Genomic DNA, 26,991 nt, shown 5'->3' with positions numbered 1-26,991 from the left:
ACATCAAGTCACCATCAAAAACTGGAAGCTTTGGGCATTGCGTCCTGTCCTTAGAACACAATGTGCGTATCGGCCAGCAACGCAGCGGCAGCTGCCTCAGCCGCTGCGCCCCGGTCCGCAGATGCATACCGGACCGCGACGTCGCCGGACCCGGATCTTTCCGGACCCAAAGCGCTCAGGACGCCCGTAAGTTCGGCAGTGGCGGAGACCGTCGGCAGCAGAGAGAAGACGTCCGCCGGGTCCGGATAAAACCCCCGGGACTGCCGGTATTCTGCCAGATCGGGAACCAGCAAAACAATTGGTTTGCCGAGCACGGAAAAGTCGAAAATCGCTGACGAATAATCCGTGACCAGTACGTCCGCGGCGAGATACAGATCATTCACCTCGGGGTAATCGGTCACGTCAATCGCCTGCGCGTGGTCTTCCAGGCGCCGTTGCCCGGCCACATTGTGGTGGCCGCGGATCAGGAAGGTCCATCCCGGGCCCAGCCTTCGGCCGGCTTCGGCAACATCCAGGAACCCGGTCCAGTCCGAACGCCCGGAACCGTCCCGGACGGCGTCGCGCCAGGTGGGAGCGTAGAGCAGCACCTTCTGACCGGCCGGGATGCCGAGCAGGCCGCGCACCCGGTTCCGGGTTCCCCCGGCGTCCGGATCCAGCAGCGAATCGTTGCGGGGATATCCGGCGGTGAGCACGTCCCCCGTGTAGCCCAGGGCCGCCGGAAGAACCTTGGCGGCAAAGTCGTTTTGCGCCAGCAGCAGGTCCCACCACTGCGCTTCCCTGGCCATCAGGTCCCGGTAAGACAGGGACAGGGTCCGCTGCGGCACGTCCCGGCCGATCTTCTTCAGCGGCGTTCCGTGCCAGGTCTGCAGATAGAACTGGCCCGGAGCCTTCCGGAAATACCAGGGGAAATTGTTGTTGTTGACCAGCCGCCGGGTGGACGCCAGCTTCCGGTACCACTGCGCCGAGCCCTGCAGCAGCGGCACCGCATACTCCGGCACCTCCACGGAATGATCCGCGACGGACCAGTAAAGGGGTTCGTTGAAGCCACGGGCGGCAAGGTAATCGGAAATGGCCCGCGGACTGTCCGAGCAGCTCTTTCCGCCAAAACTCTCGAAGAAGACTCCGGGCGTAAGTGCGGGTGCCGGATCCCCACCGAACACTTCCCGGCGCAGCCGGAACTGGTGGAAGGTTCCGGTCTCGTCATCCGCCAGGGGTGCGGCGATACTCACGGCCATGGCGCCCGACGCCGTCCGGATTCCGCGTACGCGCAAGGCGCTCAGCAGGCTCGAACGGAAGGATGAAGCGGTTCCGCCGGCAACGGGCACTGCCGGATCCGCGGGACCCGGCTGTCCTCCGCCGGCCCGCCAGCGCAGCGTGTAGGCGCCCGACGGCGGTGCCGGCAGTTGTCTGCCCCACCGCGGGGCGGCCATCGGGAAGCTCAGCCGCAGCCCGCCGTCGGGCAGGACCGTGACCTCTGCGGCCGGTATCCGGAACCGGGCGGTGACCAAGGCGTAACCCGCCGTTGCGGGGGCGCCAGCCAGGACCAGTTCCGCCGTGTCGGTGTCCGGTGCCGCGTGTAAAGCCGTCACCTCGGGTCCGGAAACGGGGGTCTCCCGGGCCATTTGGGCCGCGGCTGGCAGGGGCACCGTCCGTTCCACACAGTGTCCGTCGACTTCAGCGCGCAGGATCAGCTCCGGCGGCAGGGGCGCGTCCAGCCGCAGGCTGAACGCCGAGTCCGCATAGCTGCAGTTGCGGTCTCCGGAAAGAACGTCCAGGTCCGGATCCGTCCGGTGCTGAATCGGCAGTGCCTGAAAACCGCTTTCTCCGGTGACGCCGGCCGAAAGCTGAACGGCGGTGCGGCGCAGGTCCACGTTGCGCAGGTAGGCGTGCCCCCGGACGAAGGCACCGCCGTCGTCCTCCAATACCGGGGGTTCCAGCGCGGCCACGAGTTCAAGGGCCTCCGGATGAACTTCCAGGAGGTCGCGGTCCACGGCGGAATCAAGAACCCGAAGCAGCGGCGGCTCAGCGAAGATCCGTCCCCGGTCAAAGACGAGGGGGCTCGCGGTACCGTTGTTGATCCGGTCCGCCACGGCGCGGCGAATGTCCTCCCGCCGGCCTTCGCCGCTCAGATACAGCAGCACGCGTGCCTGCGGATCAACGTACCGCAGGAACGGCGCACCGGCAGTGCAGAACTTTTGAACGCCGTCCCGGAGCAGCTGCCAGAAGTCCTCGCCCGCGTCCGGAACCTGTTCGATGTAGGGAATCAGGTCCGAGCCGAGCAGCCGCCGGTACCAGCGGGCCGCAACCGCCGCCGGAGCCTCGGCTTCCATCAGGGAGGTGACGTCATTGGCCACGGTCAGGCGGTCCCGGAGGTCTTCGAGCAGATACTTCGCCTGCGTGATGGAGGAGCCGTCTTCGCGGATCCGCCACCAGTAGACCACGTCCGCCAAAACATCGAAGGAGGCGGCCCGCAGGTAGGCCCGGGCGGTGGTTTCCTGGTCCTCGTGCCGGATCTCCTCCGGCATGGCGCCCACGTGCCTGTCCCAGAACTCCCGGCGGAAAACCTTATTCCAGAGAAAGACGTCGTCGATGATTCCCGGAACATCGGTGACACTTAGACGGGACCGCGCCCGGGCATGGAGCTGTTCAGCCAGGCGGACCGGAGTCTTCCTGCTGCCGCGGATCCTGCCGTAGGAACCCACGCAGAAATCCGACCCGGTTGCGGCCAGAGAGGCCATCATCAGTTCGTAGGCATCGGCGGGAACGACGTCGTCGGCGTCGGCGAAGGTGAGGAACTGCCCGCGCGCAGCGGCGATGCCGGCGTTCCGTGCCCGCCCATTGCCCCCGTGCGGCAGTTTGATCAGGCGGATCCGCCGGTCATACCGGGCGTACCGGGCAGCCAGCGCTGCCGACTCGTCCGTTGATCCGTCGTCGAGGATGATGATTTCCAGGCGGGCATAGCTTTGGTTCACCAAGCTGGTGAGGCAGCGGTCCAGATACGGCGCCACGTTGTACATCGGCACCACCACGCTCAGCAGCCCGTGGTCGGAACGGCCGGAGCGCGGCCCCCGCCCGGAGGCACGCCGGATCCGTGCCTTCAGCGCCGGATGCAGGTCTGCGGCGGCACCGCTGAACCGCTGGGCAAAACGTTTCATGCCGTGGTGCGCCAGAATCCCCTGGTGTCAATGACGGCCTTCCCGGCCAGCTGCTCGGGCCGGATCTCCCGGAAAGCGTCATGATCCACCAGCAGGACGACGGCGTCAGCGGCGGCTACAGCGTCGTCGGTGAGCACCGAGGTGACGTTCGGCAGCGGTTCAAGCTCCTCCGGAAGTTTCGCCCCGAGCAGGGACCGGCCGGCGAGGATCCGGTAGCCGGGGTTTTCCAGTGCCAGCCGGCGGACGATTTCCACGGCCGGAGATTCACGGGTGTCATCGATGTTTGCTTTGAACGCCAGGCCGAGGGCGGCGATGACGGGCGCTTCCATGCCTTCCACGGCTGCCATTACCTCGGCGACCACGTGCCCGGGCTTGGCATCATTAACCTCGCGGGCGGTGCGGATCAGCCGGGAGTTCTCCGGATCCGCGGACACAATGAACCAGGGGTCCACTGCGATGCAGTGACCGCCAACGCCGGGGCCGGGCTGGAGGATGTTCACGCGCGGATGGTGGTTGGCCAGTTCGATCAGGTTCCACACGTCGATGCCAAGATTGTCGCTGATGACGGAGAGCTCATTGGCGAACGCAATGTTCACGTCGCGGTAGGCATTCTCCACCAGCTTGGCCATCTCGGCCGTGGCGGCGTCGGTCAGGTGGATACTCCCCTGGCAGAACGTGCTGTACAGGCCCGCCGCGGCGGTTGCCGCTTCCGGCGTCAGCCCGCCGATAATGCGGTCATTGGTGACCAGTTCAATCATGATGCGTCCGGGCAGCACCCGTTCCGGGCAGTGGGCAAACAGGACGGCATCCCTGCCGCCGTTGGCTGCCGCCGCCAGATCCGGGCGCAGCTCCAGAATGACATCAGCCATCCGGCGGGTGGTGCCGGGAGGGGACGTGGACTCAAGGATCACCAGGTTGCCGGGCCGGATCCGGGCGGCAATGTTCCGGGCGGCCTCCGCCACATAAACGAGGTCCGCTGTCTTGTCCTCCCGGAACGGCGTCGGCACGGCCACAATGTAGGCGTCCGCTTCCGGCATGGTTTCCTGCGCCGTGAGGAGGCCCTGGCTCACTGCGCCGGCCACGTGGATGCCCAGATCGGGTTCAATGAACGGCACCCGGCCCTGGTTGACGGCCTCCACAGTGAGCGGATTGACGTCCACGCCGATCACGTCCAGGCCTTTGCCGGCGAGGATGGCGGCGGTGGGCAGCCCAATGTACCCGAGGCCGACGACGGCGACGGTGGCGATCTCGGTGGCGGCCTCGCCGGCCTTATATATCTGTGTGCTCATGTGGTCCCCCATAGAATCTCAGATCACCGGACGCCAGCAGGGTGGCGTCGTCGACCTGCCAGGTGTGCCCGGTTGCTTCCCGGACCTGAAAGTAGTTGAAACGGTCTGCTGAGTAGATGCGCTTGCCGGCGGCGGCGGCCTGCCGGAGAAAGCCGGTGTCCTCGCCCAGGCCCAGTGCGGGGAAGGGCAGCTCCAGGACCAGGCTGCGGCGGGCCACGATGGTGGGCCCCATGACAAAATCCGTGTACCGGTGCTCCCGGGAGCCGAAGCGCAGCACCGTCGCGTTGGAACTGCGCAGGTGCATGTAGTGGGCCTGCTTGCCGACGATGTCCGCGTTGGAATACTCCAGGGCGTGCAGCTGGTCGCTGAGATAGTGCGGACCGTAATGGTCGTCGTCGTCCATCTTGGCGACCACCTCCCCCGTGGCGGCTGCAGCGCACCGGTTCAGGCACTCGCCCAGGGGTACGGTGCGGTCAGCGGTCAGCAGCGTCACTTTGGCCAGCCCGTGCTTTACCTGCAGCGCCTTGATCTGCTCCGGAACCGGTTCGAAACCGTGGGTCAGCAGGACCAGTTCCAGGTCCACTCCCTGCTGGCGGCCCAGTGTGCTGAACAGGCTTTCCAGCTGGTGCGGGCGCATGGTGGGCACCAGCGCCGAAACCGAGGGACGGGACACCGGGCGGGCGCGGGCGGGAAGGGCCGCCTGCAAAACTGCTTCGGCCCGGTGCGCGTAGGTGTGCCGGTCCCAGATGCGGCGCTGGGCCAGGTGTACGGTGCGGTCGTTGTACTCCGGATTTGAAGCCAGTGCCCGGCTCAGCGCGGCGGCTTGCTCCCGGGTGGCTGCCACCGGAACTTCCGCGGGGGCGAAGAACTGCTCCACTGCTGTGCTGGGCGTGCTGATGACGGGAGTGCCGGCCGCACTGATTTCAAAGATGCGCCGGGCACACATGCTGGGAGAGTCCACCACCGAATTGACGTTCAGGAACACTTTGTAGGCCTTATAGGCCGAGAGCATCTGCGGATAGCTCAGGGACCCCACCACGCGGGCGCTCAGCGGTGCCGGAAACTGGTAGTTGGGGTCCCCGCCGAGTTTTCGGGAGAAGATTTCCAGCCCCGTGGGGAGCTTTGCCGAGGCGTCCATCGCCCCGCCCAGGAGCAGGTCCATCTGCGCCCGGCGCTCCGGGTACTTGTGTGCAAAGTACATGCCGGCAAAGGCGATGTCCCGGGAATGCCTGCCGTGCCGGGGACGTACCGGGTTGTGAATGGCCGGCTGGGCGGCGAAGGGAAGCACCCCGATGTTGTCGTGGCCCAGGTCCTGCCGGTAGAACGGCACCCGGCGCACATCGGACGTGAACACGTGGTCAAAAAGCGCTGCCGCGGGCAGGAAATCCTCGTAGTGCGGCGGATCTTCCTTGTTCCAGAAAGCGGTGGGGATGCCCTGCTGCCGGCTCCACTGCAGCAGGGCCACCAGCTCAGGGGCAGGGCCTGCCGGTCCGGCGAGTTTTCCGCGCCACAGCCGGTTGCTGCCGGCCCAGGCGGATTCAATGAACACCAGGTCCACGGCGGCATCCGTCATTTGCTGCTGCCAGGAAGCCGGGTCCAGGGCAACGGTGTTCCACTCATGGGCAAAGGCCATGGCTGAGAACTCATCGAGGATGACGCCCACCGTCAGGTCGCTCCTGCGGGGTGCCGGAGCCGGCAGGGACGCAGCGGGGATGGACAGCCGCCGGGCGGAACCGCGGCCGATCCATCCTGCCTCCACCCCGCGGGCGTTGGCGGGATCAGTGAAGCCGCGCTGTGCCCGGCTCCGGATTCTCCAGTCGCGGACCTGGGCGGGACCGCCTGCCCTGAGGTGCCAGAGCCCGGTGCGAACCTCGGCGAGCAGTCCCATTTACCGGGTCCCCGTGCTGCGGCGTCCGGTGCCGCGGCCCACCACGCGGGTGACCGTCAGCGAGTTGATGGCGGCCCTCCGCATTTTCCCGGCCGTAATGTTGTTGCCCTGTGAGAGCTGCTTGGTGAAGTCCCGGTAGGCCTGGACAACTGCCTGGGGCTCGCCGTCCATGATGAGATCCCCTTTGTCCATCCAGACCACGCGGGTGCACATTTCCAGAATGGTTTCCAGGCTGTGGCTCACCAGGAACACGCAGCCGGCGTTCTCCCGAAGCTCGTCCATCCGCTTTTTGCTGCGGTCCGCGAACTGTGCGTCGCCGGTGTTGAGTGCTTCATCGATGAGGAGGATCTCCGGATCGATGCTGGCGGCAATGGCGAAACGAAGGCGGGAGGCCATTCCGGAGGAATAGGAACGCATCGGCAGGTGGATGGCTTTTTCCAGGCCGGACAGCTCAACAATTTCGTCGTAGCGCTCGGCGATCTCCGCCCGGTTCAGGCCCATGGCCAGGCAGCCCAGGACCACGTTGTGGTCTCCCGGCAGTTCCGGCACCAGGGCCGCGTTGACCCCCAGCATGACGGGGGTGCTGACGGCGTAGACGGCTCCGGTGGTGGGTTTGATCTGTCCGCTGATGAGCTTCATCAGGGTGCTCTTGCCCGATCCGTTGCGGCCGACAATGCCAATGGATTCACCGTGCACCGCCACCAGCGACAGGGGGTTCAGCGCGTCGACAGTGACGAGGTTCGGCTTAGCTGTCAGCCTGCGGAACATCTTTGCACCGGTGTTTCTGCTGTCCGCATAGGCCGGTGCCTCGCTTGAGGGCACCCGATACCGCATGCTCACTTCATCGATGACGATGCAGGGATCCTCCAGCAGATAGTCCAGGTCCTCAGCCGCGTCCATAGGTTTCCTCCGCCCGCCAGAAATAAAGGGCTCCAATGGCCAGCGCACCAAAGGCCCAGCAGGTGAGGATGGCCCAGGACTGCCAGCTGGGCACGGTGTTGTAGAGCAGAACGTCGCGGACGATGTCCAGGACGTTGAACAGAGGGTTCAGCTTGATGATTTCCAGGAACACCGGCTGGTCAATGAACCGGTCATAGGAATAAAAAATGGCTGACGCATACATCCAGGCCCGGAGGGCGAAACTCAGGAGGTGCACCACGTCATTAACCTTGGAGATGACGCGGGCCAGAATCAGCCCTACGCCCAGGTTGAAGATGGTTTGCAGTGCAATGGCCGGGATGATCAGCAGTCCGAGCCAGGAGATTTTCTCCGTGGGAGGCATCAGCAGCACCAGGAGCACCATGACGATGAACCCGGGGATGTTGGCGAGCAGTTCCCTCAGGTTGACCGATATGGGCAGGGTCGCCCTGGGGAAACTGAACGCCTGGACCACGGCCCGGTTCTGCTGAATGGACCGCGCACCGTTGGTGATGGCGCGTGAACTGTACTGAAAAAGGAAGATGCCGATGACCAGGTAGCCGACAAAGTTCTCTATCCCGGCGCCGGTGCCCAGCATCAGCCCGAAGATCAGGAAATAGGTCAGGCCGTTGAGCACCGGGTTCAGGATCAGCCAGATGCTGCCGAGCCGGTCCCGGCGGTTGCCGCTCTGGACCCGGGATTTAGCGTCATAAAAGATAAACTCGCGGTAATTCCAGACCTGGACCAGATAGTCCACAAATCCGGGCCGCGCTCCGACTCGCTGGAGGCCGCGCACATCGACCGAAAGCGGCTTGACCCGGGCTGCCGTTGATGCGTCAGTTTCGATGGAACTCATCAGGCAGCACCCGTCAGACCCTCGTAGCGTTCCAGGCAGAGGCCGGCGTTGGCCCGCCAGGTGCGGGTCGCGAGGACTTCGGTGCGGCCGTTGCGTCCCAGCCGGTTCCGCAGGTCCCCGTCCAGGAGCAGGCTCTCCAGCGACTGTGCCAGGGCGGCTGGGTCTTCCGGTTGCACCAATAATCCGTTGTCGCCGTCGTTCACCAGTTCCGCCAGGGCCGGCAGCCTGCTGGCCACCACGGGGGTGCGGCAGGCCATGGCCTCCACCGGCTTCAGCGGGGTAACCGCTCGTGTCACGTTCAAGTCCTTCCGGGGCACCACAAAAATGTCGAGTGCCTGATGATACAAATGTGCCTGCTCGCGGGAAACACGTCCGGGAAAAAGAACGCGCCCGTCAATCTTGAGCTCCGCGGCCAGGGCTTTAAGTCCCGGTGCAGCCGTGCCGTCGCCGGCGATGAGGCACCTCAGCTGCGGATGCCGGGGTGCCAGCAGGGCAAACGCCCTCAGCAGGTCATCCAAACCTTCATAGTCAACCAGACTGCTCACTGTTCCGATAATCTCGGAATCCTCCGGCAGCCCCAGCTCCACGCGGGCCTGCTGCGGCGGCAGCGGCTCGTTGAGGTAGTACTCCCCCACGGCGTTGGGCAGGAGCAGGAGCTTGGCGGGGTCCACTCCGGCTGCCTCGATTTCCGCGGCCATCACCGTTCCCAGGGTGGGCACCAGCGAGGCACGGTTCATCACCCGGCCTTCGCAGGCCTTGAACTGGAGGTAGCGCTGGGTGCTGCGGGCGGCGTCGGACCGGGTGGAGGCCCAGGTGTCCGCCAGTTGGCCGCGGACCTCGTATACCCAGGGAATCCCCAGTGCCTCGGCCACGGCGGCGGTCACAAGTCCGTTGGTGAAGTGCGTGGTGGTGTGCAGCACGGCCGGCCGCAGCACGCGCGCCAGTGCCAGCAGGTCCTCGGCTTGGCGCTGCAGGCGGCGGTCCATGCCAAAAGGCATGACGGCCGGGAGGAGCCGGTGGTAGGTCACGCCGTCAACGACGTCGGTGTCGCGGGCACGGAGTTTCCCCACCTGCACGGGATAGCCCAGCCGGGTCACGGCATGGACGTTCCAGCCCAGGTCCAGCTGGGCCTTCAGGATGGAGTGCGTGCGCTGGGCGTAGCCGCTTTGGGTGTGGGGCAGGGAATTCGTGAGGACGTGGAGCACGGTGCGGGGCTTCGGGCGGTACCCCTGCTCCGGCGACAGGGTGGGCTGCCAGCCGGCAAAAACCCGTGCCTCGGCGGCAAGCCGCCTTTGCTGCGCTCTTTCCCGGGAGGACCCGCCGTCCAGGGCCTTCACCGCGCCCTGCATGTCACCGTTGTACCAATTCAGCCGGGCCGCGGTTCCCCTGCGTCCCGGAGCGCCGGGCCCCACTTCCTTCAGGAGCCCGGCAGCCAGGTCCGGCAGTCCGGCTGCGGTCGCCAGGTCTGCCAGGTGCAGCCGGCGTCCGTCGCTGTCGGGGTCCTGCATGCCTTTCCGCAGGTTTTTCTCGAGCCGGGAAATGTCGCCGCGCAGCAGTGCCTCCAGTGAGGGCAGGGTTCCCCGGCCGGGGATATGCGCGGCGGCATCCAGCAGTTTCTGCAGCATGCGCGGCGGCAGGCGGCGGGAGACTTGCAGCGCCAGCACCACGGGGTCATCGCCCAAATGCTCGACGGCGGTTCCTCCGGCGAGGCGGAGGTTGCGAAGGAGGATTGCCCAACGGTTCACGGAGTGGAGACCCCGTCCACCAGCGTGGTTATCAGCTCCGCATAGGACTCGGCCAGGGCATCCACGTTGGCGTTGTCATGCACCCAGTCACGTCCGGCGGTACCGGTCAGCAGCCTGGATCTGTCCTGCGCCAGCTCGCGCCACAGCTCAGCCACCTTTTCGGGGTGGGCCGGAACAACGTCACCGGCTCCGGATTCCTCAATGATCTTGCGGGCTTCGCCGAGCACAATCCCGGTCACGTGCCGGCCGACGGCTAGGACTTCATAGGTTTTGGACGGAATGGTGGTTTCAAAGGACTTCCAGTCATCCCGCAGCGAGACCACGCAGGTGTCCGCGCGGCGGTAGTGTTCCATCACCTCGGCGCCCACAGCCGGATCGTGGAACACCACCGGGGCATCGAGTTCCTTCGCCAACGCGATGAGTTCCCGCCGCTGCACGCCGTGTCCCACGAGGCTCAACCGCACGCAGTCCCGGGCCAGGGCGGCAGCACGGATCACCACGTCCAGGCGCTGGCTCTCGCCGTGATTGCCCAGGTACAGCACGTTCAGGAAATCCGACTGCTCCGGCGGCGGCAGAAGCAGTTCACGCACGGACACGTCCACGCCGTTGCTGACAGTCGCCACGTTCCCCAGTCCGCGGTCACGAAGTGTCTGCGCAAAACCGTACGTCACGGTGACAACGAGGTCCGCGCGGTTCTGGATGGCTGTAATGGCGCGTTCGGCCAGGCCCTTGGTGCCGCCGGGAACCAGGCGTGCGTCCCGGGCGATGTCCGGCCAGGCGTCCCGCATGTCCACGACCAGGGGCCGGCGCAGCAGGCGTGCGGCCACATAGCCGGAGCCCAGGATCGGCAGGCTGGGGACGGTGACGATCACGGCATCCGGTGTGGGGCCCATGAGCGCTGCGGGCACGGTGCAGGCTGCCGATACCAGATGGTCCGCCAGCCGTCCCAGCCGGGTGGTGCGGTGCCAGAGGTAGGGAACCCGGCGGATCCGTTCACCGTAGACGCCTGGGCCGCGGCGGAACGCGCGGCCGGCTTCTGCGCGCGGCAGGGTGCGCCGTCCGTGCGGGGCATGCGCAACGGGAGCGACGACGTCGACGTCCCAGCCCAGTTTCCGGAAGGTCCGGATGATCTGGGTCCAGCGCCGCTGGGGCGGGCTGTGTTCGGGTGAATACGAGTGCGTTAGCAGCAAAACCCGCACAATCATTCCCCCAATGCGATACGGACCTACGCCGAGACTAGAAATTATCTGCCCAGTCTACTCTCGTTTGTTGAACGATTTAGTGTTTCCGCCGCACCTGATCCGCGCATTTTGGAATAGTAAACAGCGCCGCCTGCCAAAAGCAGCAGAATAACCACACTCCGAATTATCCAGTCCGAACCTGCTTCATCTTTTGACGACGCCGATTCCGCAGCCACCGGCGTATTGTCCGAACCCGCTGCCGGCACGCTGGCCTTTGTCCGGGTGGGAGAAGGGCTGGGCGTGGAGGAGCGGGTGGCAGAGGCCGACGGCGTGGGGGAAGGGGTCTCGGAAGGCGTGGGGGAAGGTGTGGCTTCCACCCCCAGCTGCACCACGCCGGTCAACGGATCCCACCGATAGTCCGTATACAGCATGCTGCCGGGTTCAATGAGAAATCCGGTTCCGCTTTCAATCAGCCAACCCGTCTCCGGATGCACCAGATAGCCTGTGGCGGCGTCGATCACGTATCCGGTTGCGGGGTCAATGGAGGGGGCGGCCGGGGCGGGCTCCGGCGTAGGCTCCGGCTCCGGAACAGGGACAGGGTCCGGAACGGGGGCAGGAGCGGGCGTGGAGGGAGGCGGCGGCGCGGGCACCGGAACCACCGGGGGCTCCGGCGTGGGGACCACGGGCGGCGGATTGGTAGGCACCGGCGGAACAGTGGGTGCCGGGGCGGGCACCCCCGGCGGCGGAGTTTCCACCGCCAGTGCCGGTCCCGCCGCCACCGATGAGAAAAGCACGGCAACCGCTGCTGCGGTTACGGCCCGTCGCCGCCAGAGCCATGCATTCACGCTATATTCCCCCACTATTAGCTGCCAGATATTCTGCCATTGTGTCTGTGTCCAGTGCCTGTGCAATCTCGGCAATGGACGCTTCGTTCTTGATCACAATAGACTGTCCGTCGCTTGAAGTTCCGGTGCCTTCCGTGGGCAGCGTAAACATTTCAATATTTCCGCCGCGAACTGACCTTACTGAGAAGGCAAGCCTCCCCGCGGTAAGGGAGTCCAGGTCCTCGTCAACGCTGAGGTACGGGGAAATCTCAGATACCGCGCGGCTCACCCGGACCGGGTTCAGGAGGGTTTCTTTTGACAGGGCCGAGGAGATCAGCCCCCGGACAAATGTCTGCTGGTTGCGGACCCGCTGGTAGTCGCCCTCAGCGAAGGCCTTCCGCTCGCGCACATAGTTCAGGGCTGACTCTCCGTCCAGGGATACCATTCCCGCCGGGAAATGGTCGTCGGCAATGCTGGAAGAGAAATCCAGCGGGTTGTCCACCTCCACCCCGCCCAGCGCATCGGTAAGCCCCTTGAATCCTTCGAAGTCCACAATGGCCACGTGGTCAACCGGGGCGTCAAACATGGTTTGCACGGTGTCCACCACCAGCGGGACCCCGCCCAGGGCCATGGCCGCATTGATTTTGTGCTCGCCGTAGCCGGGGATGTCCGTCCAGGTGTCCCGCATGATGGACATGACGTAGGCGGCACTTCCGTCACCGGGGACGTGAAGCAGCATCATGGTGTCGGACCGGGCGGCCTCGGACCCGGGGTCGCGCTCATCGGTGCCGATCAGCAGGATGTTCTGCGAGTTCCCCGCCCGCGGGTCCTTGAGGGGACTGTTGGCGGGGAGGGCGTTTTCAATGGTGGTGGTGCCGTTGTCCCAGCTGCGGGCCAGGCTCCAGAGATAGCCGCCGGCTATCAGCGCCGCGGTGACAAGGAGCACCAGCAAAACCCTCAGGGTGTTGCGCAACGGATGCCGCCGGCGGGCTGGCTGCTGCTCATGGCCATGAACGTACTGCGTCACAAAAACTCCCTGAATCGAACGAGCTATGAGCCGGGCGGCCCGGGGTAATCACCGGATTCTCCGGGGAGGACCCGGGGAAGATAACCTGTAAGGCATGTTCTCCTCCCGCGCTGCCCTGACGGCGGCCGTCCTTACCCTCGCAGCGGGCCTGACCGCCTGCACTCCGGTTGCCGACATTGAAGCGGCTCCGGACGCCGGCAACCCGGACTGCGCCGAGGTGATGGTGGCTTTGCCCTCGGAACTCGCCGGCCAGGAACAGCGCAAAACGGACAGCCAGGCCAGCTCGGCCTGGGGAAATCCGTCCAAGATCATTCTGCGCTGCGGTGTCCCGGTTCCCGGGCCGACCACCGACGCGTGCGCCACAGTCAACGGCGTCGACTGGATCCTGCGTGAAGACGACACCACATGGACTGCCACCACCTACGGCCGGGAACCGGCGGTTGAAGTCATTTTCGATCCGGAGGAAGTGTCCTCTTCAACACTTTTGGTCCAGCTGGAGAATTCGGTGGCCCGGATCGAACCCACCCGCAGCTGCGTGAGCAGCAGCGATCTCGAGCTGCCGGCGCAGTAGCACCGGCAGCCGGCCTCAGCGCAGCCCGGTTTTGCGGGCCAGCGCCAGGGAAATCAGTTCATCGATCAGTTCCGTGTACGGCAGGCCGGACTTGGCCCACATCTGCGGATACATGCTGATGGGCGTGAAGCCGGGCATGGTGTTGATCTCATTGATGATCAGCTCGCCGTCCTTCGTGTAGAAGAAGTCCACGCGGGACAGTCCTTCCCCGCCAACTGCCTCGAAGGCGGCCGCGGCCAGCTCCCGGACCTGCTCCGTAATGTCTTCGGGAAGATCCGCCGGGCAGCTGAGCTGAGCGGCAGTTCCGTCCACGTATTTCGCCTCAAAGTCATACCACTCGTGCCCGCCGTCCTGGACGGCCACCTCACCGGGAGAGCTGGTGCGGGGGTCCTCGGTGCCGCGGCCCTGAAGCACTGCCACTTCGATTTCGCGGCCGGCAATTCCGGCTTCGACCACGATCTTGGGATCATGCAGGCGGGCTGCTTCAATCGCGGCCCGCAGTCCGGCAACATCCGCCACCCGGCTGATGCCAACGGAAGAACCGCCCCGCGCAGGTTTAACGAACAGCGGGAACCCCAGCTTGGCGGACCGGTCCAGGCAGGCCTGGGCATCTTTTTCCCACTGTCGGTCCGTGATGACCTCATACGGGCCCACCTTCAACCCTGCAGATTCAAACACCACCTTCATGTAGTGCTTGTCCATGCCCACAGCGGATGCCAGGACGCCGGCACCCACGTAACGGATATCCGCCATTTCCAGCATCCCCTGCAGCGTTCCGTCTTCGCCGAACGGACCGTGGAGCACGGGAAAGACGACGTCAATGCGGCCCATGCTGCGCGGCAGCGCCCCCTCGGAATGTGCCACCAGCTCGGAGCCGGTGCTGTCCGCAGACAGGACAATGCTCTCAGCGCCGGGGGCAACCTCCGGGAGGGACTCGGAGCGCAGGGACCAGGAAGCGGGATCGGCCGAGACCAGCGACCACTGCCCGTTGCGCGCAATGCCCACGGGAACGACGTCGTACTTGGTGCGGTCGATGGCTTCCAGCACACCGGCGGCCGTTACGCAGCTCACCGCGTGCTCGCTGGACCGTCCGCCAAAGAGGACTGCCACGCGGGGGCGTTCGCCGGCGGCGGCATCGGGACTTACGGGATCAATACTCACGGAACCTGCACACCTTCGGATTTCAGTTCGCGGGACAGCAGACGCGGTCCCAGTTCATCAACGGTGATTTCGCCCTGCAGGACGGCAACCACGTTTTCAGTGATGGGCATGTTGACGCCCAGCTGGGTGGCACGGTCCAGCACGGCCTGCGCCGATTTGATGCCCTCGGCAGTTTGCTTCATGGAGGCGTTGACCTCCTCCAGGGTCAGGCCCTGCGCCAGCAGCCGGCCGGCGGTGTGGTTGCGGGACAGCGGGGAGGAGCAGGTGGCAATGAGGTCGCCCATACCGGCCAGGCCGGCCATGGTTTCGGCATTGCCGCCCAGGGCCAGGGCCAGGCGCGTGGTCTCGGCCAGGCCGCGGGTCATCACCGACGCCTTGGTGTTGTCCCCCATGCCCTTGCCTTCGCAGATGCCAACGGCCAGGGCTATGACGTTCTTGACGATGCCGCCGATTTCGGTGCCCACCACGTCTGTGTTGGTGTAGGGGCGGAAATAGGGTGCCGTGCAGGCACGGGCAATCCAGGCAGCAGTTTCCAGGTCGGAACAGGCCACCACCGATGCGGTGGGCTGCCGGTTGGCAATCTCCATGGCCAGGTTGGGGCCGGAGATGACGGCCACGCGGTCCTGGGGCCAGTGCAGTTCCTCTTCAATGACCTGGCTCATCCGCGAGTCCGTGCCGACTTCCAGGCCCTTCATCAGGGAAACGACGACGGCGCCCTCCGGAATCAGGTGCCGGATGCTGCGCAGCTGGGCGCGAAGGGTCTGCGCCGGAACGGCGAGGACCACCAGTTCGGCACCGGCAAGCACCTCGGCGGGGTCCGCGGATGCAGTCAGGCCGGCGGGCAGGACAGTGTCCTTCAGATACTGGCTGTTGCGGTGCTGGCCGTTGATTTCTTCGGCGATTTCCGGGCGGCGCGCCCAGATGCGGACGCTCGTGCCGTGCGCGTCCTTTCCGCGGGCGGCGCCGGCATCAGCGACGATCTTCGCGAAGGTGGTCCCCCAGCTGCCGGCGCCCAGGACGGCCACCGCTTCGGGATGGGTGTTGTTACGCCAGCTCATTCTTGTCCGTTCCGTTCTGATCAAAATCCCTGCCGGTGGCTTTCTGGCCCTTGAGGGCCGGATCCCAGCGCACGGGCGGCGGCGTTTCGTTCCGCAGTTCGCCCACCAGGGCGGTCAGGCTGTCCATGATGCGTTCGGTGGCGGTGTCCAGCACGGTCTTGGTCATCGGCTGTCCGCGGAGGTCCGAGAGGTCCACGGGTGTGCCGACGCGCACCCGCACCGTCTTGCGGGGAAACAGGTGGATGCGCTTGCTGTAGCGCGGCAGCACGGCTTCGGCTCCCCAGTGGGCCACGGGCACCACGGGAGCTCCGGTCTGCAGGGCAAGCCGTGCCGCTCCGGTGCGTCCGCGCATGGGCCACAGGTCGGGGTCGCGGGTCAGCGTTCCCTCGGGGTAGATAATCAGCGCACCGCCGGCGTCGATCACTGTTCGGGCGCTCTTCAGCGACGCCGAGGCGCCCGCGGTGACGCGCTGCACCGGAACCTGGTCGGTGGCGCGCAGTGCGGCACCCAGGACCGGAACCTTGAAGAGCGAGGCCTTGGCCAGGTAGCGGGGCATGATCTTCTGGTTGTAGAAGAAGTGCCCCACTACCACCGGGTCGATCTCCGTCACGTGATTGGGGCAGGCAATGAACCCGGTGTCCCGGGGAAGGTTTTCCAGTCCCTCCCACTGCTTGCGCAGCAGGAGGTTCATTACCGGCCGCATGGTGCCCGCCAGGAAGGCGAATGCCGCCCGTGATTTGACCGACTCAGCCATGGCTGCGCTTACCTGCCGCTTGCCTGGAGGACCTCGACGTCGAAATCGGCGCCGAGGGCTTCGAGCTTTTCGAGGAAGTGCTCGTATCCCCGGTTGATCAGTTCGATTCCCGTGACCCGCGAGGTTCCCTCCGCGGCCAGGGCCGCGATGAGGTGGCTGAAGCCGCCGCGAAGATCCGGAATGTCGATCTCGGCGCCCTTAAGGCTGGCGGGGCCGGAGATGACTGCCGAGTGCAGGAAGTTGCGCTGGCCGAACCGGCAGGGAACGCTTCCGAGGCATTCGCGGTGAACCTGGATGTTCGCACCCATGCGGATCAGCGCATCAGTGAAGCCGAAACGGTTCTCGTACACGGTTTCGTGGACGATGGACACGCCCTGCGCCTGGGTCAGGGCAACCACCAGCGGCTGCTGCCAGTCGGTCATGAAGCCCGGGTGGACGTCGGTTTCCAGCACCAGGGGGTTCAGTGCCCCGCCCGGGTGGTAGAAGCGGATGCCGCCGTCGTCGACGTCAAAGGCGCCGCCGATCTTGCGGTAGGTGTTCAGGAACGCCGTCAGGTCCTGCTGGGAGGCGCCTTCAACGTAGATGTCGCCCTTGGTCACCAGGGCAGCGGAGGCCCAGGAGGCAGCTTCGTTGCGGTCAGGCAGTGCACGGTGGTTGTATCCGGTCAGTTCGGAAACGCCCTCAATGCGGATAACCCGGTCTGTCTGGACCGTGATGATCGCGCCCATTTTCTGCAGCACGGCAATGAGGTCCAGGATTTCGGGTTCCACAGCGGCACCGCGCAGCTCGGTGATGCCCACGGCCTTCACCGCGGTCAGCAGCACCTGCTCGGTGGCTCCGACGCTGGGGTAGGGCAGTTCCAGCTTGGCGCCGGTCAGGCCCTTGGGCGCGGAAATGGAGATTCCACCGGGGCGCTTTTCCACCACGGCCCCGAAGTTCCGCAGCATCTGCAGGTGGAAGTCGATGGGCCGGTCACCAATTTTGCAGCCGCCCAGGTCAGGGATGAAGGCCTCGCCCAGGCTGTGCATCAGCGGACCGCACAGCAGGATCGGGATGCGGGAATCACCGGCATGCGCGTCTATGTCCTTGGACGCAGCCGTCTTGGCGTTCTGCGGATCCATGGTCAGGTCCCCGGTAACGGGATCCTTGGTTACTTCAACGCCGTGCAGCTTCAACAGCGAGGTGACAACCTCAACGTCCTTGATTTCCGGAACGTTGCGCAGCAGTGAAGGGCTATTGCCAAGCAACGCCGCAACCATGGCCTTGGGAACAAGGTTCTTAGCTCCGCGGACGGGCACTTTTCCTGTCAGAGGAACTCCACCACGGATGGTTAGAACGCTACCCATGAACACCTAATTTCTTTTTCCTGGAATGCCCCATCAACAAAGAGAGACTGCACTCAAGCATAGGAGCAAGCGTCCGCATACTGAAATATCGCCGCCCCCAAGGCGGACCGGCGGCCCGCACTCCGGCGCAGGTCTACCGGTTGCGGAAAAGACGATGGGCCCCCGGCTGGGGGCCCATCAATAATACTGATTTTCCGCGCCGGCCGCGAAACCGGGCGGGGAGCAAATCCTTCCGCAGCGCCGTTTAGGCGAGAGCCGGAAGCGTTATTGGCTTGAATGCAGGGCGGCGGGATTCAAACTCTGTGATATTGGACTCTTTCCGGAGGGTGAGGGAAATGTCATCCAGCCCTTCAAGGAGCCGCCAGCGGGTGTATTCATCAATGGAGAAGGGGGCGGTCACCGATCCGCACACCGCTGTGCGGGCTTCCAGGTCCACTGTCACTTCCGTGCCGGGTGAGTGTTCAAGCACTTTCCAGATGAGTTCAATGTCATCCTGTGCCAGCTGCGCAGCCACCAGCCCCTGCTTGCCTGCGTTGCCCCGGAAGATGTCCGCGAAACGCGAGGACAGCACGGCCCGGAACCCGTAGTCCTTCAACGCCCAGACGGCGTGCTCCCGGGACGAGCCGGTGCCGAAGTCGGGCCCGGCCACCAGGACGGATCCGGCACTGTAGGGCGCCCGGTTCAGGATGAAGTTCTCATCCTTGCGCCAGGCCGCGAACAGGGCGTCCTCAAAACCGGTGCGGGTAATCCGCTTGAGGTACACGGCGGGAATGATCTGGTCGGTGTCCACGTCGCTTTGGCGCAGCGGCACCCCAATGCCGGTGTGGGTGGTGATCTTTTCCATGGCGGGCTCCTAGCGGGCGGGCTGGACGTAGGCGGACTGGACGTAGGCGGAGGCGGCGGCAGAGCCGGCTGCGGAAAGCGGCTCAAGGTCCGAAGGTGAACTCAGGGTGCCGCGGACGGCGGTGGCAGCAGCGACCACCGGCGATACCAGATGCGTGCGGCCGCCCTTGCCCTGGCGGCCCTCAAAGTTGCGGTTGGAGGTGGAGGCGCACCGCTCCCCCGGGGCCAGCTGGTCCGGGTTCATGCCCAGGCACATGGAGCAGCCGGCAAAGCGCCATTCAGCACCGAAGTCCTTGAACACCCGGTCCAGGCCTTCAGCTTCCGCCTCCAGCCGCACCCGGGCGGAGCCGGGCACCACCATCATGCGGATGTTCGGATCCTTCTGCCGGCCGCGGATAATGTCCGCCGCGATGCGCAGGTCCTCGATCCGGCTGTTGGTGCAGGAGCCCAGGAACACCGTGTCCACCCGGATGTCCTTCATGGGCGTGCCGGCGGCCAGGTCCATGTAGGTCAGGGCGCGTTCCGCGGCGGCACGGGCATTCTCATCACCAAAGTCCGCCGGGTCCGGAACGGATTCCGAGAGCGGGACGCCCTGACCGGGGTTGGTGCCCCAGGTGACGAACGGTTCCAGGGCGTCCGCGTCCAGGAACACTTCGGCGTCGAACACGGCGTCGTCGTCCGTTGCCAGCGATGTCCAGTGCTCGACGGCGGCATCCCAGTCCGCGCCCTGCGGCGCGTGCGGCTTGTCCTTGAGGTAGGCGAACGTGGTCTCGTCCGGGGCCACCATGCCCGCGCGGGCGCCTGCTTCGATCGACATGTTGCAGATGGTCATCCGGGCTTCCATGGACAGCGAACGGATGGCTGATCCGCGGTACTCCAGCACGTAGCCCTGCCCGCCGCCGGTGCCGATCTTGGCGATGACGGCCAGGATGATGTCCTTGGACGTGACACCGGGGCGGAGGGTCCCTTCCACGGTGATGGCCATGGTCTTGAAGGGCTTCAGCGACAGTGTCTGGGTGGCCATCACGTGCTCCACCTCGGAGGTGCCGATGCCCATGGCCAGCGCTCCGAATGCCCCGTGGGTGGAGGTATGGGAATCGCCGCAGACCACGGTCAGGCCGGGCTGGGTCAGGCCCAGCTGCGGTCCGACCACGTGCACGATTCCCTGTTCGGCGTCGCCCAGGGGATGCAGGCGCACGCCGAATTCGGCGCAGTTGGCCCGCAGCGTTTCAATCTGGGTGCGGCTGATGGGATCCGCTATGGGCTTGTCGATATCAAGAGTGGGGGTGTTGTGGTCCTCGGTGGCAATGGTGAGGTCCGGGCGCCGCAGTTTCCGGCCGGCCAGCCGAAGCCCTTCAAAGGCCTGCGGCGAGGTGACCTCATGGATGAGGTGAAGGTCGATGTAGAGCAGGTCCGGCGCTCCGTCTTCGCCCTTGACGACAACGTGCTCGTCCCAGACCTTTTCTGCAAGCGTCCTGCCTGCTGCGTACTCACCCATGCCTGATGCTCCTTGTGAAGTGTCTTCCGCGGACCGAAAAGAGGGCCGCGCAAAGCCGATGTTTTTAAGACAACCAGCCGCACCTGCATAGACGCCACTTTTTCGATTTGCATCTCAAATAATGAGACGGCAGTATCAAGCTATGGACACAACAGAAAGCTCGGCCAGCGGCGTCGGCGTGATTGATAAAGCGGCCCTCGTACTCGATGCGCTGGAGGCGGGCCCCACCACCCTGGCGCAGCTGGTAGCTGCCACCGGGCTTGCCCGTCCCACGGTGCACCGGCTCGCCGTCGCGCTGGCCCACCACCGGCTGGTGGGCCGTGACATCCAGGGCAGGTTTGTACTGGGCGGCCGGCTGGTGGAGCTGGCCTCGGCCGCCGGCGAGGACCGGCTGATCGCAGCCGCCGGGCCCGTGCTGCTGGCCCTGCGCGACGCCACCGGCGAAAGCTCGCAGGTTTTCCGGCGCCAGGGTGAATGGCGGGTGTGCGTGGCCTCCGCTGAACGGCCAATCGGCCTGCGGGACACCATCCCGGTGGGCACGCAGCTGTCCATGAAGGCCGGTTCCGCCGCACAGTGCCTGCTGGCCTGGGAAGACCATGACCGCCTCCTTGAAGGGCTGCACAACGCCCGGTTCACCCCCACGGTTTTGGCCGGTGTCCGGCGCCGCGGCTGGGCGCAGAGCCTGGGCGAACGCGAGCCCGGCGTGGCTTCGGTGTCCGCTCCCGTGCGCGGTCCATCCGGCCGCGTCATCGCCGCGGTGTCCATCTCCGGTCCCATCGAGCGCCTGACCCGCCAGCCCGGCCGGATCCATGCCGAAGTGGTGGCCAAGGCTGCCGCGCAGCTGACCGAAGCACTGCGGAAGAGCGCCGACTAGCCCTATTCTGGGACTCTTCCGATTCCGAGGAGTTCCCATGAAACGGCTGCGCCTGCTCTGGAACATTGTCCGCACCACCGGAGCGGACGGGGTCTTCACCGGATTCCTCGTGGTGCTCGGGGCGGCGGCGCTGCTGCTGCCCCGGCTGGAACCCGACGTCGAGGACTTCGGTGATGCCCTCTGGTTCCTCTTTGTTTCCTTCACCACGATTGGCTACGGCGACATTGTTCCGGTAACCGGGCTGGGCCGGCTCATCACCGTTGTCGTGGCGCTCTACGGCATCCTGGTGGTGGCGCTGGCCACCGGTGTCATTGTTGGTTACTACAGCGAAATTCTCCGCACCCGTGCCAACACCAGCCTCGATGAACTCATCAGCGAGATGGAAAACCTGCCGGACCTTTCCCGCGAGGAGCTCCTGGCCCTCGCGGAGCGGATCCGAAACCGGCATATCCTGCGGTAGCTGTCAGCCGGCGAAGTGGTCCCAGCCGGTCACCGGCGGGGCCTGTCCGCCGAAAGTGACGCCCTCGCCGTCGTGCACCGTGCCGATTTGGACAAAACCTTCGGGCAGCGCTGCGTCCGGAGGGAAGGCCGCCAGGAGGCCGTGGTCTTCTCCGCCGCCCAGGATCCAGGCCAGCGGGTCGGCACCCAGCCGGGCTGCTGCCGGTGCCAGGGACGCGGCCATGGTGCGGAGGATGCCGGCGTCGAGATCGATGCCCACTCCGGAGGCGCGGGCGATCCGGCCGGCGTCGCGCACCAGCCCGTCGGAGACATCCAGCATGGCGGTGGCGCCGGCAGCCGCTGCGGCGGGCCCGGATCCGACTGGGGGCAGCCGGGGCCGGCACTGGGCCATGAGCAAGCCGGCGAGCTCCTGGTCATCGGTTCCCCCGGGATGTGTCATGTCGACGCTGCTTTCCAGCACCGCGAGGCCGCCCGCAGCCAGTCCCAGCGCCCCGATGTGGGCCAGGACGTCGCCCGGGCGGGCTCCCGAGCGCAGCACCGGAGCCCGGCCCTCCAGATCACCCGTGACGGCCGCTGTCACCACTATCTGGCTGCCGCGCCCCAGGTCCCCGCCCACCACGGAGCAGCGCTCGGGGGCCAGGGCCGAGATGCCGGCTGCCAACCCGTCGGCGAGGTCCTCCACCCAATCCACTGCCGTGCTGCCGGGGAGGGTGAGGCTGACGACGAGGGACGTGGGGACGGCGCCCATGGCACGGATGTCGGAAACGTTCTGCGCCACGCACTTCCAGCCGACGTCAAACCCCGTGGTCCGGTAGCCCGACGGCCAGGCCAGCCGGAAATCAGCGTCCTGGACCAGGGTGTCGATGGAAATCACGGACCGGCCGTCCGGGGCGGCTATCACCGCAGCGTCATCGCCGGGGCCCAGCAGTGCGGTGTCCGGACCCAGCCGGGGAAAGATCCGGGCCAGGAGCGCCTTTTCATCGAGCTGGTCCACGGTCAGGGCATTGGACGGCACAGGCTGTTCCTTGGGTTTTAGTGGAGCGGATAGGGTTTCGAAATTAGCATGCCCGGCGCGGAGCCCGCAGGTGCTGCCCCACCAATGTGGACGGAGAAATGTCCGGGCAAAACAAAACCGGCCCCGGACATAATGTCCGGAGCCGGCTAATTTGTGACCCCAGCGGGATTCGAACCCGCGTTACCGCCGTGAGAGGGCAGCGTACTAGGCCGCTATACGATGGGGCCAGGTACAAGCAATCTGCCCTGAAGGCGTCCTGCTTTCCGTCTGCTCAACTTCAAATTGAGCTCGATAAGTTTTTCACACTTACCGTTGTTCTTCAAATTGATAATTTCTTATCAGATGAGAACCGCTGGGATACCAGGACTCGAACCTAGAATGTCGGTACCAGAAACCGATGTGTTGCCAATTACACCATATCCCACTGCGCTTTTCCGGCCGCTTCAGAGAAGTTATTCTCTGCTGCAACCCCTCAGCACGAGATACAACTATACACGCCTTCCGGAGGAAGTACAAAACGGCTGATCTGCACCTCTCGACTGCTGCCGCCCAAGTCAGCCCGCCAGCAAATCCGGCACTTCGGTCAGGGAGCGCACGGTGACAATATCACTGGAAACTAGGACATTGCCGGTATCCCTTACCGGCGAGGGGTTTCCGGCACGGTCCAGCCAGATCCCCTGCAGACCTGCCGCGCAGGCACCTTCCGCGTCCACGCGCAGGTTGTCCCCCACGTAAAGAGTGTGTGCCGCCCCGGTGCCCAGCAGGCGCACTCCCTCAAGGAAGATTGCCGGATCCGGCTTGGCGGCCCCAACGGTGTCGGTACCCACGAGGATCTTGATCCGCCGCAGTCCTGCGGCGTCGAGCTTTGCCCGTTGATAGTCGTGGACATTGTTGCTCACAGCCCCGTATCCAATACCCCTGGCGTCCAGCTCATCCAGGAGCGGAACGACGTCATCGAACGCCCGAAAGTGCAGCGGCAGCATCTCTTCGTAGGCTTCGTTCCAGGCCCGGGCGGCATCGCTGTCCAGCGGCGCCATGCCTGCCTGCTCCCGGGCGTGCTGCACGCGAAGCACCCGCTGGTCGGCAAAGCTCAGGTGCCCTGCCAGGTAGGCGTCATAGTGTCCCTGCGGATCGGCGGCAAAAAGAGAGGTGTAGGCGTCCCAGTCCCCCGGCGTGAAATGCGCGAGGTCCTCCGCGCTGACCGACTGCAGGGTGGTACCCATGGCAGCCCGCAGGTCCACGAGGGTCTCATCAATGTCGAAGAGTACCCCGCGGACCTGCGGGCTGCGGGACATGTTGCTAGCCTGCGTTCCGGAAGGCATTCAGGCGGGCCAGCGAGGAGTCCTTGCCCAGGATCACCATGGATTCGAACAGCGGAGGCGAGATGCGCCGGCCGGAGACGGCGGTGCGGACCGGGCCGAAGGCCTTGCGCGGCTTGATCTCCATCTCCTCCACCAGGGCAGTGCGCAGCGCTGCCTGGATGTTCTCGGCCGTCCAGTCCGTAACCGGTTCCAGCGCAGCGATGGCGGCGTCCAGCACCTCGGTGAGGTTCTCGGGCAGGCCCTTCCGGGCGTCATCGGCCACGTCAATGGCGTCGTCGGCCTTGAAGAGGAAACCGAGCATCTCCGGAGCCTCGCCCAGCAGGGTGATGCGTTCCTGGACCAGCGGGGCGGCTTCGGTGAGGATTTCCTCTTCACGGGCGGTCAGGGTCTCCCCCACCAGCCCGGCCTGCTGCAGGTACGGCACCAGCCGGTTCCGGAAGTCTTCGGGATCGAGCATCCGCACATGGGTGCCGTTGATGGCCTCGGCCTTCTTCAGGTCAAAGCGGGCCGGGTTGGCCAGGACGTCGTGGATGTCGAACTTTTCCACGAGCTGGTCCACCGTGAAGATGTCCTCGTCAGCGGACATCGACCAGCCCAGCAGGGAGAGGTAGTTGAGCAGGCCTTCTGGGATGAAGCCGCGTTCGCGGTGCAGGAAGAGGCTGGACTCGGGGTCGCGCTTGGAGAGCTTCTTGTTGCCGCCTCCCATCACGTAGGGCAGGTGACCGAAGAGCGGCATGTACTGGGCGACTCCGACGTCGATCAGGGCACGGTACAGCGCAACCTGGCGCGGAGTGGAGGACAGCAGGTCTTCGCCGCGCAGCACGTGGGTGATGCCCATGAGCGCATCATCCACCGGGTTCACCAGCGTGTAGAGCGGGGCCCCGTTGGCGCGGACCACCACGAAGTCCGGAACAGTGCCGGCCTTGAAGGTGATTTCCCCGCGGACCAGGTCGTTGAAGGTGATGTCCTCGTCGGGCATGCGCACACGCAGCACCGGTGAGCGGCCTTCGGCCTTGAAGGCTTCGATCTGCTCTTCGGTCAGGTCGCGGTCATAGTTGTCATAGCCGAGCTTGATGTCGCGGCCCGCTGCACGGTGGCGGGCTTCGATTTCCTCCGGCGTGGAGTAGGACTCGTACAGGTGCCCGGCGTCCTTGAGCTTGGCAATAACGTCCTGGTAGATGTCGCCGCGCTGGGACTGGCGGTACGGCTCATGCGGTCCGCCAACGTTGACGCCTTCATCCCAGGTGATCCCCAGCCAGTCGAGCGCGTCAAGAAGCTGCAGGAAGCTCTCTTCGCTGTCCCGGGCGGTGTCGGTGTCTTCAATGCGGAAGATCATCTTTCCGCCGGTGTGCTTGGCGTAGGCCCAGTTGAACAGGGCGGTCCGGATGAGGCCCACGTGCGGGGTTCCGGTAGGTGAGGGACAGAACCGCACGCGCACTGGCGTGTTGTCATCGACGGTGGGCAGGTCGGCAAGTGAAGGCAGGTTAGTCATGATGCTTCCAGTTTAGTCTCTTGCTGCGTTGGCCCGAACGTTCACAGGCTGTAGGAGAGCAGCCAGAGGAACACTCCGCCGCCCGCCAGCACACCCGCGGCAGCCGCTGCCGCAGTCTTCCCCCGCGTCTGGCGGCCGCTTCCCAGCAGTCCGGCGAGGCACAGGACGAGCACAGTTGCAGCCGCGGCAATGCCCCCGGCACCGGGAATCAGCAGATAAAGCAGGACCGGCAGGACGACGGCGGCCGCACCGTACGTGACGCTGCCCCAGTCCAGCGGGACCGCCCGTGCCAGCACCCGGGTCAGGGTGTAAGCGGCGATCAGGGAAAAGACGACGGCGGCCAGTGCCCGCGGGCCGTCCGTCCACTGGATGATGCGCAGGACCACGTACGCGGCGCCGAAACCTCCGAGGATAACCGGCGGTGCGCCCAGCCGTTCGATTCCGCGGCGCAGATCTCCGCGCCGGTCCAGGACGGTGACCAGGGCCCAGGGAAACAGGGCGATGAGCACCGCGGAGCCTGCACCCCAGATCAGCGCGGATGTGCCGGCGTCGTTCAGGAAAGGCGCGGCACAAAGGGCAGCCGCCCACACTGCTCCGGGCGGCAAAAGGCGCCGGACCTGCACGCGGTTGCGCGCACGGCCGGCGCCGGGGGTGCCCACGCTAGCTGCGGGCGGTATTCGACAGGCGGCCGATGCCTTCGATGGAGACCTCGTACCGCTCTCCGTCGGAAATCAGGCCGACTCCGGCGGGCGTACCGGTGAGGATGACATCCCCGGGGAGCAGGGTGAAGGCCTGCGACACGTAGGAGACGAGCTCCTTGACTCCCCAGATCATCTCGCTGGTGTTGCCATCCTGAACCAGTTCACCGTTGAGGTAGCCTCGGACGGCCACATCATCCGTGTCCAGTTCCGTTTCGATCCAGGGTCCGAGGGGGCAGGACGTGTCAAAGCCCTTGGCCCGGGCCCACTGGCTGTCGGTGCGCTGGGCGTCGCGTGCGGTGAGGTCGTTGGCACAGGTGTAGCCGAACACCACTTCGTCCACGCGTTCCAGCGGGACGTCCTTGCAAATGCGGCCGATGACGACGGCGAGCTCAGCCTCGTAGGAGACCTCGTCGGAGAAGGCCGGCAGAACAATGGGGTCATTGGGGCCGATCACCGAGGTGTTGGGCTTGAGGAACATCAGCGGAGCCGGAGGCACCTCATTGCCCATTTCATTGGCATGGTCCGCGTAGTTGCGTCCGATACCCACCACTTTGCTTCGGGGGATGATCGGCGCCAGGAGCCGAACGTCCTCGAGCTTGTGCCGCTCACCCGTGAGCTGCACTCCGGAGAAGAACGGATCGCCCTTAATGACGGCAATCTCTTCCTGGCCTTCGTCACCGTCCACGACGCCGAACGCTGGGTCACTGTCTAGTACAAATCGAGCAATACGCATGCACTCAAGCCTAGTAGACGAAAGCCCGGTTCCGCTCCAATGGACGGGACCTGCTTCCACGTTCCGGCGCCGTGTCCCCCGGCGGATGACGGGCGCTCTGAGGCGTCTGCACTGCTAAGCAGTCCATGCCCTGTTAAACAGTTCAGGCCCGCACAATGTGCGGGCCTGAACTTCTCTGCCAAATATTGTCCGGCGGTGACCTACTCTCCCACACCCTCCCGGATGCAGTACCATCGGCGCTGTGGGTCTTAGCTTCCGGGTTCGGAATGGGACCGGGCGTT

23 protein-coding genes, 2 tRNA genes and 1 rRNA gene are annotated in these 26,991 nt (G+C 65.5%); 4 read left to right on the top strand and 22 right to left on the bottom strand.

Annotated features, from left to right (window positions below):
* Positions 1–50: 50 nt before the first annotated feature.
* The 7 genes from ACIQXM_RS03730 to ACIQXM_RS03700 are packed head-to-tail and all read right to left on the bottom strand — an operon-like array spanning position 51 to position 11,050.
* Positions 51–3,155 (bottom strand): CDP-glycerol glycerophosphotransferase family protein, encoded by a 3,105-nt coding sequence (locus ACIQXM_RS03730; RefSeq protein ID WP_400927840.1) that lies wholly within the window; start codon positions 3,153–3,155, stop codon positions 51–53.
* Positions 3,152–4,444 (bottom strand): UDP-N-acetyl-D-mannosamine dehydrogenase, encoded by a 1,293-nt coding sequence (wecC, locus tag ACIQXM_RS03725; protein WP_400927837.1) that lies wholly within the window; start codon positions 4,442–4,444, stop codon positions 3,152–3,154. Before wecC ends, ACIQXM_RS03730 begins: the two co-directional genes overlap by 4 nt.
* Positions 4,425–6,332 carry a glycosyltransferase gene (locus ACIQXM_RS03720; RefSeq protein ID WP_400927834.1) on the bottom strand — a complete coding sequence of 636 codons (1,908 nt, stop codon included), beginning with the start codon at positions 6,330–6,332 and terminating at the stop codon, positions 4,425–4,427. Before ACIQXM_RS03720 ends, wecC begins: the two co-directional genes overlap by 20 nt.
* Positions 6,333–7,232, bottom strand: a complete 900-nt coding sequence (locus ACIQXM_RS03715; RefSeq protein ID WP_400927831.1) for an ABC transporter ATP-binding protein — start codon at positions 7,230–7,232, stop codon at positions 6,333–6,335.
* Positions 7,219–8,106, bottom strand: coding sequence for an ABC transporter permease (locus ACIQXM_RS03710; protein ID WP_400927828.1), 888 nt, complete (start codon positions 8,104–8,106; stop codon positions 7,219–7,221). The genes ACIQXM_RS03715 and ACIQXM_RS03710 overlap by 14 nt, the downstream gene beginning before the upstream one ends.
* Entirely contained in the window at positions 8,106–9,851 is a 1,746-nt protein-coding gene (locus ACIQXM_RS03705) for a glycosyltransferase family 4 protein (protein WP_400927826.1), read from the bottom strand. Before ACIQXM_RS03705 ends, ACIQXM_RS03710 begins: the two co-directional genes overlap by 1 nt.
* A complete protein-coding gene (locus ACIQXM_RS03700; protein ID WP_400927824.1) occupies positions 9,848–11,050 on the bottom strand; it encodes a glycosyltransferase family 4 protein in 1,203 nt (400 codons plus the stop codon). The genes ACIQXM_RS03705 and ACIQXM_RS03700 overlap by 4 nt, the downstream gene beginning before the upstream one ends.
* Before the next feature lie 225 nt (positions 11,051–11,275).
* Here ACIQXM_RS03700 and ACIQXM_RS03695 point away from each other — a divergent pair, with 225 nt between their 5' ends.
* Positions 11,276–11,449 carry a hypothetical protein gene (locus tag ACIQXM_RS03695; protein WP_400927821.1) on the top strand — a complete coding sequence of 58 codons (174 nt, stop codon included), beginning with the start codon at positions 11,276–11,278 and terminating at the stop codon, positions 11,447–11,449.
* 429 nt (positions 11,450–11,878) lie between these two features.
* On the opposite strand, the gene ACIQXM_RS03690 is transcribed toward ACIQXM_RS03695, so the two are convergent.
* Positions 11,879–12,883, bottom strand: a complete 1,005-nt coding sequence (locus tag ACIQXM_RS03690) for an LCP family protein (protein ID WP_400927818.1) — start codon at positions 12,881–12,883, stop codon at positions 11,879–11,881.
* 94 nt (positions 12,884–12,977) lie between these two features.
* Here ACIQXM_RS03690 and ACIQXM_RS03685 point away from each other — a divergent pair, with 94 nt between their 5' ends.
* A complete protein-coding gene (locus tag ACIQXM_RS03685; protein WP_400927815.1) occupies positions 12,978–13,454 on the top strand; it encodes a DUF3515 domain-containing protein in 477 nt (158 codons plus the stop codon).
* 15 nt (positions 13,455–13,469) lie between these two features.
* Here the strand turns inward: ACIQXM_RS03685 and ACIQXM_RS03680 are convergent, their stop codons facing one another.
* The 6 genes from ACIQXM_RS03680 to leuC all read right to left on the bottom strand — a co-directional run bounded on the left by ACIQXM_RS03680 (position 13,470) and on the right by leuC (position 20,114).
* Positions 13,470–14,615: a D-alanine--D-alanine ligase family protein gene (locus tag ACIQXM_RS03680; protein WP_400927813.1), complete on the bottom strand. Its 1,146-nt coding sequence runs from the start codon at positions 14,613–14,615 to the stop codon at positions 13,470–13,472.
* Complete coding sequence (locus ACIQXM_RS03675) at positions 14,612–15,673, bottom strand: NAD(P)H-dependent glycerol-3-phosphate dehydrogenase (RefSeq protein ID WP_400927810.1); 1,062 nt, start codon at positions 15,671–15,673, stop codon at positions 14,612–14,614. Before ACIQXM_RS03675 ends, ACIQXM_RS03680 begins: the two co-directional genes overlap by 4 nt.
* Positions 15,660–16,427 carry a lysophospholipid acyltransferase family protein gene (locus tag ACIQXM_RS03670; RefSeq protein ID WP_400927807.1) on the bottom strand — a complete coding sequence of 256 codons (768 nt, stop codon included), beginning with the start codon at positions 16,425–16,427 and terminating at the stop codon, positions 15,660–15,662. The genes ACIQXM_RS03675 and ACIQXM_RS03670 overlap by 14 nt, the downstream gene beginning before the upstream one ends.
* Positions 16,428–16,435: 8 nt before the next feature.
* Complete coding sequence (gene murA, locus ACIQXM_RS03665; protein ID WP_400927804.1) at positions 16,436–17,773, bottom strand: UDP-N-acetylglucosamine 1-carboxyvinyltransferase; 1,338 nt, start codon at positions 17,771–17,773, stop codon at positions 16,436–16,438.
* A gap of 244 nt (positions 17,774–18,017) precedes the next feature.
* Positions 18,018–18,617 (bottom strand): 3-isopropylmalate dehydratase small subunit, encoded by a 600-nt coding sequence (gene leuD / locus ACIQXM_RS03660; RefSeq protein WP_400927801.1) that lies wholly within the window; start codon positions 18,615–18,617, stop codon positions 18,018–18,020.
* 9 nt (positions 18,618–18,626) lie between these two features.
* Positions 18,627–20,114: a 3-isopropylmalate dehydratase large subunit gene (gene leuC / locus ACIQXM_RS03655; protein WP_400927798.1), complete on the bottom strand. Its 1,488-nt coding sequence runs from the start codon at positions 20,112–20,114 to the stop codon at positions 18,627–18,629.
* A gap of 142 nt (positions 20,115–20,256) precedes the next feature.
* Between leuC and ACIQXM_RS03650 the strand changes: the two genes are divergently transcribed.
* A complete protein-coding gene (locus tag ACIQXM_RS03650; protein WP_400927796.1) occupies positions 20,257–20,988 on the top strand; it encodes an IclR family transcriptional regulator in 732 nt (243 codons plus the stop codon).
* Positions 20,989–21,025: 37 nt separating this feature from the next.
* Entirely contained in the window at positions 21,026–21,448 is a 423-nt protein-coding gene (locus ACIQXM_RS03645) for an ion channel (RefSeq protein ID WP_400927794.1), read from the top strand.
* A 3-nt stretch (positions 21,449–21,451) separates the two neighbouring features.
* On the opposite strand, the gene thiL is transcribed toward ACIQXM_RS03645, so the two are convergent.
* The 8 genes from thiL to rrf form a co-directional block, all read right to left on the bottom strand.
* Positions 21,452–22,462 (bottom strand): thiamine-phosphate kinase, encoded by a 1,011-nt coding sequence (gene thiL / locus ACIQXM_RS03640; protein WP_400927791.1) that lies wholly within the window; start codon positions 22,460–22,462, stop codon positions 21,452–21,454.
* Positions 22,463–22,616: 154 nt separating this feature from the next.
* Positions 22,617–22,689: transfer RNA gene (locus ACIQXM_RS03635), tRNA-Glu, on the bottom strand.
* A gap of 125 nt (positions 22,690–22,814) precedes the next feature.
* Positions 22,815–22,886, bottom strand: a tRNA-Gln gene (locus ACIQXM_RS03630).
* Positions 22,887–23,016: 130 nt separating this feature from the next.
* Positions 23,017–23,757 (bottom strand): HAD family hydrolase, encoded by a 741-nt coding sequence (locus tag ACIQXM_RS03625; RefSeq protein WP_400927788.1) that lies wholly within the window; start codon positions 23,755–23,757, stop codon positions 23,017–23,019.
* A gap of 4 nt (positions 23,758–23,761) precedes the next feature.
* Positions 23,762–25,276: a glutamate--tRNA ligase gene (gltX, locus tag ACIQXM_RS03620; RefSeq protein WP_400927786.1), complete on the bottom strand. Its 1,515-nt coding sequence runs from the start codon at positions 25,274–25,276 to the stop codon at positions 23,762–23,764.
* Between the two features lie 41 nt (positions 25,277–25,317).
* On the bottom strand, positions 25,318–25,935 hold the full coding sequence (locus ACIQXM_RS03615) for a hypothetical protein (RefSeq protein ID WP_400927783.1): 618 nt from the start codon (positions 25,933–25,935) through the stop codon (positions 25,318–25,320).
* Between the two features lies 1 nt (position 25,936).
* Positions 25,937–26,710, bottom strand: a complete 774-nt coding sequence (locus ACIQXM_RS03610) for a fumarylacetoacetate hydrolase family protein (RefSeq protein WP_400927780.1) — start codon at positions 26,708–26,710, stop codon at positions 25,937–25,939.
* A 187-nt stretch (positions 26,711–26,897) separates the two neighbouring features.
* Positions 26,898–26,991: ribosomal RNA gene (gene rrf / locus ACIQXM_RS03605) — 5S ribosomal RNA — on the bottom strand; the annotation flags it as partial.

Origin of the sequence: Arthrobacter sp. NPDC097144 (assembly GCF_044762205.1) — a bacterium.
GTDB lineage: Bacteria > Actinomycetota > Actinomycetes > Actinomycetales > Micrococcaceae > Arthrobacter_B.
The sequence above is the reverse complement of the archived record's forward strand: the minus strand, read 5'-3'. Positions and strand labels throughout refer to the sequence as shown.

What these genes read in the sequence shown, in the direction of transcription:
- ACIQXM_RS03730 (WP_400927840.1), bottom strand. Translation starts at nt 3,155, where the DNA reads ATGAAACGTTTTGCCCAGCGGTTCAGCGGTGCCGCCGCAGACCTGCAT.
- wecC (WP_400927837.1), bottom strand. Translation starts at nt 4,444, where the DNA reads ATGAGCACACAGATATATAAGGCCGGCGAGGCCGCCACCGAGATCGCC.
- ACIQXM_RS03720 (WP_400927834.1), bottom strand. Translation starts at nt 6,332, where the DNA reads ATGGGACTGCTCGCCGAGGTTCGCACCGGGCTCTGGCACCTCAGGGCA.
- ACIQXM_RS03715 (WP_400927831.1), bottom strand. Translation starts at nt 7,232, where the DNA reads ATGGACGCGGCTGAGGACCTGGACTATCTGCTGGAGGATCCCTGCATC.
- ACIQXM_RS03710 (WP_400927828.1), bottom strand. Translation starts at nt 8,106, where the DNA reads ATGAGTTCCATCGAAACTGACGCATCAACGGCAGCCCGGGTCAAGCCG.
- ACIQXM_RS03685 (WP_400927815.1), top strand. Translation starts at nt 12,978, where the DNA reads ATGTTCTCCTCCCGCGCTGCCCTGACGGCGGCCGTCCTTACCCTCGCA.
- ACIQXM_RS03675 (WP_400927810.1), bottom strand. Translation starts at nt 15,673, where the DNA reads ATGAGCTGGCGTAACAACACCCATCCCGAAGCGGTGGCCGTCCTGGGC.
- ACIQXM_RS03670 (WP_400927807.1), bottom strand. Translation starts at nt 16,427, where the DNA reads ATGGCTGAGTCGGTCAAATCACGGGCGGCATTCGCCTTCCTGGCGGGC.
- murA (WP_400927804.1), bottom strand. Translation starts at nt 17,773, where the DNA reads ATGGGTAGCGTTCTAACCATCCGTGGTGGAGTTCCTCTGACAGGAAAA.
- leuD (WP_400927801.1), bottom strand. Translation starts at nt 18,617, where the DNA reads ATGGAAAAGATCACCACCCACACCGGCATTGGGGTGCCGCTGCGCCAA.
- leuC (WP_400927798.1), bottom strand. Translation starts at nt 20,114, where the DNA reads ATGGGTGAGTACGCAGCAGGCAGGACGCTTGCAGAAAAGGTCTGGGAC.
- ACIQXM_RS03650 (WP_400927796.1), top strand. Translation starts at nt 20,257, where the DNA reads ATGGACACAACAGAAAGCTCGGCCAGCGGCGTCGGCGTGATTGATAAA.
- ACIQXM_RS03645 (WP_400927794.1), top strand. Translation starts at nt 21,026, where the DNA reads ATGAAACGGCTGCGCCTGCTCTGGAACATTGTCCGCACCACCGGAGCG.
- ACIQXM_RS03625 (WP_400927788.1), bottom strand. Translation starts at nt 23,757, where the DNA reads ATGTCCCGCAGCCCGCAGGTCCGCGGGGTACTCTTCGACATTGATGAG.
- gltX (WP_400927786.1), bottom strand. Translation starts at nt 25,276, where the DNA reads ATGACTAACCTGCCTTCACTTGCCGACCTGCCCACCGTCGATGACAAC.
- ACIQXM_RS03610 (WP_400927780.1), bottom strand. Translation starts at nt 26,710, where the DNA reads ATGCGTATTGCTCGATTTGTACTAGACAGTGACCCAGCGTTCGGCGTC.